Source organism: Streptomyces roseicoloratus, from assembly GCF_004117935.1.
Taxonomy (GTDB): domain Bacteria; phylum Actinomycetota; class Actinomycetes; order Streptomycetales; family Streptomycetaceae; genus Streptomyces; species Streptomyces roseicoloratus.
Genome location: NZ_SDOY01000174.1, coordinates 50,008 through 58,443, shown reverse-complemented (window position 1 = coordinate 58,443; position 8,436 = coordinate 50,008). Strand labels below are relative to the sequence as shown.

Here is an 8,436-nt window from a genome sequence, read left to right as displayed (position 1 = left end):
GGCCTCCGAGGGTGCGCCACAGGAAGGTGTGTTCCAGGGCGCTGTTGTGGGCGGTCTGTTCGTGGTCGGTGGCCCCGGCGTGGCCACCGGCCAGGGTCTCGTGGAGGAGCACCCGGTGGCCGAGCTCGCGCAGCCGTGCGGCGGCCTTGCGGGCGTGGCCGGGGTGGACCCGGTCGTCGCGGGTCGAGGTGGTGAGCAGGACGGGCGGGTAGGGCCGGCCGGCGGCGAGGTGGTGGTACGGCGAGAGCGCGGCGAGGTGCGGCCGGTCGGCCGGGTCGTCGGGGTCGCCGTACTCGGCGGTCCAGCTGGCGCCGGCGAGCAGGGTGTGGAAGCGCAGCATGTCGAGCAGCGGCACGTGGGCGACGATCGCGCCGAACAGCTCGGGGCTGCGGACCAGCATGGCGCCCATGAGCAGGCCGCCGTTGCTGGCGCCGGTGATGCCGAGCCGGCCGGGCGTGCTGATGCCCCGGGCAACCAGGTCGCGGGCGACGGCCTCGAAGTCCTCGTAGGCCCGGTGCCGGTCGGCCTTGAGCGCCGCCCGGTGCCAGCGGGGTCCGTACTCGCCGCCGCCGCGGATGCCGGCCACCACGTACGTACCGCCGCGGGCGAGCCAGGCGCGGCCGCGGACGGAGTCGTAGGACGGGGTGAGGGAGACCTCGAAGCCGCCGTAGCCGGTGAGGAGGGTGGGGCCCGGTGTGTGGTCGCGGGGGCCGACGACGGTGTAGGGGACGCGGGTGCCGTCGGCGGAGAGGGCGAAGTACTGGCGGGCGTCGAGGCCGGTGGCGTCGAAGCGCTCGGGGGCCTGTTTGATCCGCTCGCCGGGGCCGTCGATCTCGCCGCAGTGGAGGGTGGGCGGGACGAGGTGTCCGGTGACGGAGAGGAAGTACTCGTCGCCGCCGTCCGGGTCGGTGTCGGTGAGCGCGACGGAGGCGAGCGGCGGGATGTCGGCGAGCTCCCTGCGGCGCCAGCCGCCGGGTCCGGCGGGCGGGGTGAGGACGTGCATCCGGCCGGCGACGTCCTGGAGGGTCTCCAGGACGAGGTGGTTGCGGGTCCAGGCGTGGCCGGCGAGGGCGGTCCGCTCGTCGGGGGTGAAGAGCACCTCGGGTTCGCGGTGCCCGGCGAGGAAGTCGTCGAACCGGAAGGCGAGGAGGGAGCCGGCGGGCCGGCCGAGCCACGGGGCCTTGGGTGTGACGAGGAGCCACTCGCGGTGCACGGAGCTGTCGGCGTCGTCGGGGACGTCGACGCGAACCGGTCCGCCGCCGTCGGTGAGCAGATGGGTCTCGTGGTGCCAGAAGTCGCGGTAGCGGACGACGAAGGAGCGCTCGAAGCCCTCGGTGGGGTCGTGCCAGGCGGAGACGGCGAGGTCGGACGGGGTGCCCTCGTGGACGAGCGGAGCCTGGTCGAGCGGGGTGCCGCGGCGCCAGCGGCGCACGGTGCGCGGGTAGCCGGAGGCGGTCAGGGAGCCGGGGCCCTCGTCGGTGCCGACGAAGACGTGGTCGTGGTCGATCCAGGCGATGTCGGTCTTGGCCTCGGGCAGGGTGAAGCCGTCGGTGACGAAGGCCCGCTCCTCCAGGTCGTACTCGCGCACCACCACGGCGTCGCCGCCGCCGCGCGCGAGGCTGATCAGGGCGCGCCGGAACGCGGGCCGCAGCACCTGGGCACCGGCCCAGGTCCAGTCCTCGTCCTCGGCGGCGGCGAGCGCGTCGAGGTCGAGGAGCACGTCCCAGGCGGGTTCGTCGGTGCGGTACTCCTCGAGCGTGGTGCGCCGCCAGATGCCGCGGGTGTGCCCGGCGCCCTGCCAGAAGTTGTAGAGGTACGGGCCCCGGCGGCGGGTGTACGGGATGCGGTCGGGTGCGTCGAGGACCTCGCGCAGCTCGGCGACGAGCGCGCCGAAGGCCTCGTCGCCGGCGAGTTCGGCGGCGGTCTCGGCGTTCCGCTCCCGCACCCAGGCCAGCGCCCGATCACCGTCGACGTCCTCCAGCCACAGGTAGGGGTCGTCCTCGGGGGTGTCGGTGCCGGGGTCCGCGCTCGTCTCGGTCATGGGGACGATTGTGGACCACGCCGCCGACGGCGGGGAGCGGCGGGACCGTCTCAGTCCTGGGGCAGCAGGCCGAGCTGGTCGAGGAAGAGCATCTGGTCGAAGTAGAGCCGGTAGCTCGTGATCCTGCCGTCCTTCACGGTCGCGAGGTCGGTCCCGCGGATGCTGATCTTCCTGCCGGTGGCGGGCAGCGTCTCGCCGTCGGGCAGCGGGATCGGGCCCGTGTTGACGCCGCTGAAGACGCCCTCGTCGATCGCGGTGTCGTCGGCCTCGTACTGCTGGAGGGGTGTGAAGGTCGCGTCCGGGATCGCCTCGGTCATCGTGCGCCAGTACTCGACGATCGCGTCCCGTCCGTGGAGCTCGCCCTCGTCGGGTGTGAAGGCGACGGCGTCCTCCGCGTAGAGCTCGGTGACCGTGGTGAGGTCGCCGTGGGTCACCGCTTCGGTGAGCCGGTCCATGACGTCGCGTGCCTCGCCCATGATCCACCTCCGGGGTCGGTGTCAGGGTGGTGGCCGGTGCTCTCATTTTCCCACCGGTGACGGTTTCCGGAGTGTCGGGCGCGGGCGCCGTGCGGTCCGGGCGGCGTGTTCCCCTCGGCACACCACTCACGTATTGGTTCTCCGTCGGACCAATTCAGCGCCCATCCCACCCCATCACCCCAACGTCTTGGGCAAGTTGACCAATCGATTACCGCACGACCGTATACCTTTGGGCTCCGTTCCCCCATCCTGTCCTCGACGTGCCACCGGGGCACAGCGGGACAGGAGAGGCGGGGCATGACTCCCATCAGCCGCAGAGGGTTCGTAGGCATCGGGGCGGGGCTCGGGGCCGGGCTCGTCGCCGGGGCGGCGCTGCCGACCGGTACGGCGTCGGCGGCCGCGCGGGCGGCCACCGGCACCATCACCGACGTGAAGCACGTCGTGATCCTGATGCAGGAGAACCGCAGCTTCGACCACTACTTCGGCCGGCTCAGGGGCGTCCGGGGCTTCCGCGACCGGGCCGCGGGCAACATCCCGGGCGGCTGGGGCATGTTCAACCAGCCCGACTGGGGCGGCCGGCAGTACCCGTGGAAGCTGAGCTCCACTCCCCCGGCCGGCGGCGTGGACGGCGAGACGCTGGCGCAGTGCAACGGCGACCTGCCCCACAGCTGGACCTCCCAGCACGCGGCCTGGAACAAGGGCCGGCTCGACAACTGGGTCATGGGCGTCGGCAACACCCGCACCCTGGGCCATCTGGACCGCGGCGACATCCCCTTCCACTACGCGCTGGCGGACCACTACACCGTCTGCGACGCGTACTTCTGCTCGGCGCTCAGCGCCACCGGCCCCAACCGCACCTTCCTGTGGAGCGGGAAGATCGACGCCTCCAGCAAGGACGGCGGCGACGAGTCCGGGCTGACCTGGGAGACGTACGCGGAGGCCCTCCAGCGGGCGGGGGTGAGCTGGAAGGTCTACCAGAACGCGCAGGACAACTACGGCGACAACGGCCTCGCGTACTTCAAGCGGTTCACCGACGCCAGGCCCGGCGACCCGCTGTACGACCGCGGCATGGGCTCGGTGCCGAAGGTGACCGGCTCGACGCCGGACGACATCGCCGCCGCGATCCGCGCCGACGCGCTGGCGGGCACGCTGCCGCAGGTGTCGTGGGTGGTGGCGAGCGAGGCCTTCTCCGAGCACCCCTACGCCCCGCCGGGCGACGGCGCGCACTTCGTCGACCTGGTCTACCGGGCGCTCGCGGCCAACCCCGAGGTCTTCGACTCGACCGTGCTGTTCCTCAACTACGACGAGAACGACGGCTTCTTCGACCACGTGCCGCCGCCGGTCGCGCCGCCCGGGACGCCGGGCGAGTACCTCGACGGGGCGCCGATCGGGCTCGGCTTCCGGGTCCCGATGGTCGTCATGTCCCCGTGGACGCGGGGCGGTTGGGTCAGCTCCGAGGTCTTCGACCACACGTCGGTGCTGCGCTTCATGGAGGTGTGGACGGCCGCCCTCGGCACTCCGGCGACCTGCCCGAACATCAGCGCCTGGCGCCGCAAGGTGTCCGGGGACCTCACCGGGGTCTTCGACTTCGCCGACCCGGTGTACGGAGTGCCGGCGAACCTGCCGTCCACGGCCGAGGTCATCGGCCAGTCGACCTGCGCACCCCTGCCCAACCCGGTCCCGCAGGACAACGCGCTGCCGCCGCAGGAGAGCGGTACCCGGCCGGCCCGGGCCCTGCCGTACCAGGTGAACGGCAACCTCGACCGCTTCGAGTTCGGCGCGGCGGGCAAGATCCTCGCCTGGTTCTCGATGACCAACGAGGGTGCCCAGGCCCGCCGCGCCGCGCACTTCTCGATCCATCCGCACCAGCACCGGGACACCGCCGCCTGGCAGTACACGGTCGACCCCGGCACCACCGCCACCGACTACTTCAACATCGGGCTCGGCTGGGGCTCCGGCAAGTACGACATCTCGATGATGGGCCCCAACCGCTTCCTGCGCCGCTTCATCGGCGACGCCTCGAAGGCGGGCAAGGACATCGAGGTCGCGGCGCGCTACGCGACCGAGCCGGGCACCGGCAGGACCGCCCTCTACTTCACCATGACCAACGACTCCGCCAAGGCGGTCACCTTCACCATCCGCTCGGACGGCTACCGCGCCGACGGCCCGTGGACGTACACGGTCCCGGCGAAGTCCACCCGCGAGGACTACTTCAACGCTGTCGCGTACCACGACGGCTGGTACGACTTCACGATCCTCGCGGACATCGACGGCACCTGGTCGCGCCGCTACACCGGCCACATCGAGACGGGCGCACCCAGCGTCTCGGGCTGAACCGGCCGCACCCCGGCCCGGCGCGCGGCACGATGGTCCGCGCCGGGCCGCGGGGGGTCTGACGACCCCTCCCGCTCCCCCGGACGGCCTACTGCTCCCGTCCTGTGGCCACGGCCCTGCGGCTACGACCCCGCCGCGGCCTTCCGGCCGCCGTAGTGCTCCCGGTACCAGGCCACCTGCTCGGCGGTCATCGACGAGGTGACGGCGTGCACGTCACCGACCCGCAGGTCCCCGCGCCGCCGCGCCCTCTTGCTGCCGGCCCCGCCGTAGCCGCCCTCGCGGGCGCGGCGCACCGTGACGGACACCTGGGACGCGGGCTGCCAGTGCAGCGAACAGACCGGCGCGTCGGCGCCCGGGACCTCCTCCAGAGTGATGCCGCGCCGCACCAGCAGCCGCTCCAGCCGGTCGAACCGGAGGCGGCGGCCGAAGCGGCCGTACCGCTCGCGGAGCACGGGGTTGACCACTCCGTCGCCGTACGGGAGCCGGTGCACCTGCAGGGTGAAGTGGTGGCCCTGCCACGGGTGGTCGGGTGACTCCCGGGACCAGAAGAACTCGGCCATGCCGTAGTCGCGCCACATGCCGTGGTCGTCGAAGGAGTTCTCGGCGTAGTCAGGACCGAGGATCGCGGTGACCCGGTCGGGGTCGTCCGCCGGCCCGGCGCCCAGCACGGTTCCCGAGGCGATGACGTCCACGTAGAAGGCGAGGGAGTACGGAGTCAACGGGTCCTTCCTTGTCGGGCCGCGACGGCTCGGGCGGTGCGCCGGGCGGTGCGCCGGGCGACGGGTCGACCGTCCACAGGGAGGGCGACTTCGCGGCTGTCTCAGCATAGAGGCCGGAGCTCTTCTCCCGTCTCGTCCTTTTGCCGGATATGAATGGTTTCCGGATGATGGGTTCGGTGAGTGAGGCTGGGAGGGCCGCCGACGGCCCGCATGCAGGACAAGGCGTGGAAAGGCGGTCCTTCACCGTGTCTCGACCGAGAATCCTCGTGGTGGGCGCCGGTTTCGCCGGGGTCGCGTGCGTACGGCGCCTCGAACGGCGGCTGACCGGGCGGGAGGCCGCGATCTCGCTGCTGTCGCCCTTCGCGTACCAGCTCTACCTGCCGCTGCTGCCCCAGGTGGCCTCCGGCGTGCTCACCCCGCAGTCGGTGGCCCTGTCGCTGCGCCGCAGCGAGAAGCACCGGACCCGGATCATCCCCGGCGGCGCGATCGGCATCGACACCGACGCCAAGGTCTGCGTGGTGCGCGCCATCACGGGCGAGACGGAGACGGAACCGTACGACCACCTGGTGCTTGCGCCCGGCAGCGTGACCCGGACCTTCGACATCCCCGGGCTGGCCGAGCACGCCCGGGGCATGAAGACCCTCGCCGAGGCGGCGTACCTCCGCGACCACGTGATCGCGCAGCTGGACCTGGCCGACGCGAGCCAGGACGAGGCCGAGCGGGCCGCGCGACTGCAGTTCGTGGTGGTGGGCGGCGGATACGCGGGCACCGAGACGGCCGCCTGCCTCCAGCTGCTCACCCACAACGCGGTCCGCCGTTACCCCCGGCTCGACCCGAACCTCATCAAATGGCACCTGGTCGACATCGCGCCCGCCCTGATGCCCGAGCTCGGGCCCAAGCTCGGCGCGGCGGCCCTGGCGATCCTGCGCAGGCGCGGCATCGAGGTCTCGCTCGGCGTCTCGGTGGCCTCGGTGGACGACGAGAACGTGACGCTCACCGACGGCCGCGTCCTGCCCTGCCGCACGCTCATCTGGACCGCCGGGGTCGCGGCCAGCCCGCTCATCGGGACGCTGGGCGCCGAGACCCTGCGCGGCCGGCTGCTGGTCGAGCCGGACATGACGGTGCCGGGCCTGCCCGGCGTGTACGCGCTCGGCGACGCGGCGGCGGTGCCGGACCTGGCCAAGGGCGAGGAGGGCGCGATCTGCCCGCCGACCGCCCAGCACGCCATGCGCCAGGGCAAGGTGATCGCCGACAACCTGGTCGCGACGCTGCGCGGCGAGCGGACCCGCCCGTACTCCCACAAGGACCTGGGTCTGGTGGTCGACCTCGGCGGGCTCGACGCCGTGTCCAAGCCCCTGGGCGTCGAACTGCACGGCATGCCCGCCCAGGCGGTCGCCCGCGCGTACCACTGGGCGGCGCTGCGGACGAACGTGGCGAAGACCCGGGTGATGACCAACTGGCTGCTGAACGCGGTGGCCGGCGACGACTTCGTCCGCACCGGCTTCCTGGCCTCGAAGTCCGGCACGCTGCGGGACTTCGAGTACACGGACGCCTACCTCACCCCCGATCAGGTCCGCGCCCACACCGCCTCGCTCCGCGCCGGAACCTCCTGACGAGAACGCGGCCCACGGCCGCGTGGGCCGCGGCGGCGAGCAGCTGCACCGCCGCGGCCAGGGCCAGCGCGGCCGTGAGGGACCGGGCCGCGACCGGCCCGGCCGTCGCCGCACCGAGGGCGAAGGCGGTGATCTTGACGCTCGCTCCGGTCGTGAAGACCTGGGCGCGCAGCCGCTCCGGGGCCTCCCGGTGCCGCACCGCGAACAGCGCGGTGAGCTGCGGGCCTTCGGCGGCCCCGGTCAGCAGCGCCGCCGTGACCAGCAGCGCGGCCGCTGCCGCCGGTGCCGGGCGCCGGCCGGCCGCCGTCGCGGCGAAGGCCACGGCGAGGGCGAGCGCGAGAACCAGCGGTGCGGCCCACAGCACGGTGTCGGGGACGGGCGGCCGTCGGCACCGGGCGAGCACCGCGCCCGCGCCCAGGGCGGCGACCGCCGCGCAGGAGAGCAGCAGCGCCCCGCCGCCCGGCCCGCCCAGGACGCGCACGCCCAGCAGCGGCACGCACGCGACGAACGCGCCCTGGCCCAGGCAGGACAGGGTCGAGGTGACGGTCGCCCTGGCCAGCGGCACGGACCGGACCAGGCACGCGAAGCCCCGCCGCAGGTCCCGGGCCACGGCGCGTAGGGTCACGGGCCCGGCCGGGTCCGTGCCGCACGGCAGGACCCGGGTGGCGGGCACGGCCAGCAGGATCAGCACGACGGCGGCCACCACGGCCGCCGGCGCGCCGAGGAGACCGCCGGCCAGACCGGCGAGTGCGGGGCCGAGCAGGCTCGCGGCGCTGTACGTCATCGCGTCGAGCGCGTGGGCCCGGTGCAGCCGGTGCGCGGGCACGACGGTGGAGAGCCGGGAGGTCCAGCCGCCGGCGAGGGCGGGCGCGAGCGCGCCGGCGGCGAGCGCGGTCAGGAGGGTGAGAGGGAACGGGACGCGGCCGAGGCTCAGCAGGACGGCCGTCAGTCCGGCCGCGTGGAGGACCAGCGAGGTGGCGAGCAGGCGTCCGGGGCGGGCCGCCCGGTCGAGGAGCGCGCCGAGTACGGGCCCGCCGAGCGCGGCGGACGCGGTGATGCCTGCGAGCAGCGCGGCGGCGGTCGCCGCCGAGCCGGTCTGGGCGTAGCCGAGCAGCAGGAGCGCGGGTCCGGACATCTCGTCGCCGGTGCGCGCCGCCGTGGCGCCCGCGAGGAGACTTCCCAATGACGTTGTCAAGCCACTGCTGTGACTGGTGGTGTGGCTTGGTAGCACGCTCCGTCGCGGATCATGGCCC

At 73.6% G+C, this 8,436-nt stretch carries 6 protein-coding genes; 2 read left to right on the top strand and 4 right to left on the bottom strand.

What is annotated here, in order from left to right; all coding sequences use genetic code 11:
* Both ESG85_RS32450 and ESG85_RS32445 read right to left on the bottom strand, forming a co-directional pair.
* Positions 1–2,041 (bottom strand): prolyl oligopeptidase family serine peptidase (locus tag ESG85_RS32450; protein ID WP_164986369.1); only part of this gene is annotated, 2,041 nt, incomplete at its 3' end.
* Positions 2,042–2,091: 50 nt separating this feature from the next.
* Positions 2,092–2,517 carry an ester cyclase gene (locus ESG85_RS32445; RefSeq protein WP_128984755.1) on the bottom strand — a complete coding sequence of 142 codons (426 nt, stop codon included), beginning with the start codon at positions 2,515–2,517 and terminating at the stop codon, positions 2,092–2,094.
* Positions 2,518–2,814: 297 nt separating this feature from the next.
* On the opposite strand from ESG85_RS32445, the gene ESG85_RS32440 reads away from it, so the two are divergent.
* Positions 2,815–4,851 (top strand): phosphocholine-specific phospholipase C, encoded by a 2,037-nt coding sequence (locus ESG85_RS32440; RefSeq protein WP_128984754.1) that lies wholly within the window; start codon positions 2,815–2,817, stop codon positions 4,849–4,851.
* 122 nt (positions 4,852–4,973) lie between these two features.
* On the opposite strand, the gene ESG85_RS32435 is transcribed toward ESG85_RS32440, so the two are convergent.
* Positions 4,974–5,570, bottom strand: a complete 597-nt coding sequence (locus ESG85_RS32435) for a hypothetical protein (protein WP_128984753.1) — start codon at positions 5,568–5,570, stop codon at positions 4,974–4,976.
* Between the two features lie 245 nt (positions 5,571–5,815).
* Between ESG85_RS32435 and ESG85_RS32430 the strand changes: the two genes are divergently transcribed.
* Positions 5,816–7,183 (top strand): NAD(P)/FAD-dependent oxidoreductase, encoded by a 1,368-nt coding sequence (locus tag ESG85_RS32430; protein WP_128984752.1) that lies wholly within the window; start codon positions 5,816–5,818, stop codon positions 7,181–7,183.
* On the opposite strand, the gene ESG85_RS32425 is transcribed toward ESG85_RS32430, so the two are convergent.
* The gene (locus ESG85_RS32425; RefSeq protein ID WP_128984751.1) at positions 7,128–8,366 is read right to left on the bottom strand and encodes an MFS transporter; all 1,239 of its coding nucleotides are present in this window, start codon (positions 8,364–8,366) and stop codon (positions 7,128–7,130) included. The two genes, ESG85_RS32430 and ESG85_RS32425, sit on opposite strands and share 56 nt — an antisense overlap.
* Positions 8,367–8,436 lie beyond the last annotated feature (70 nt).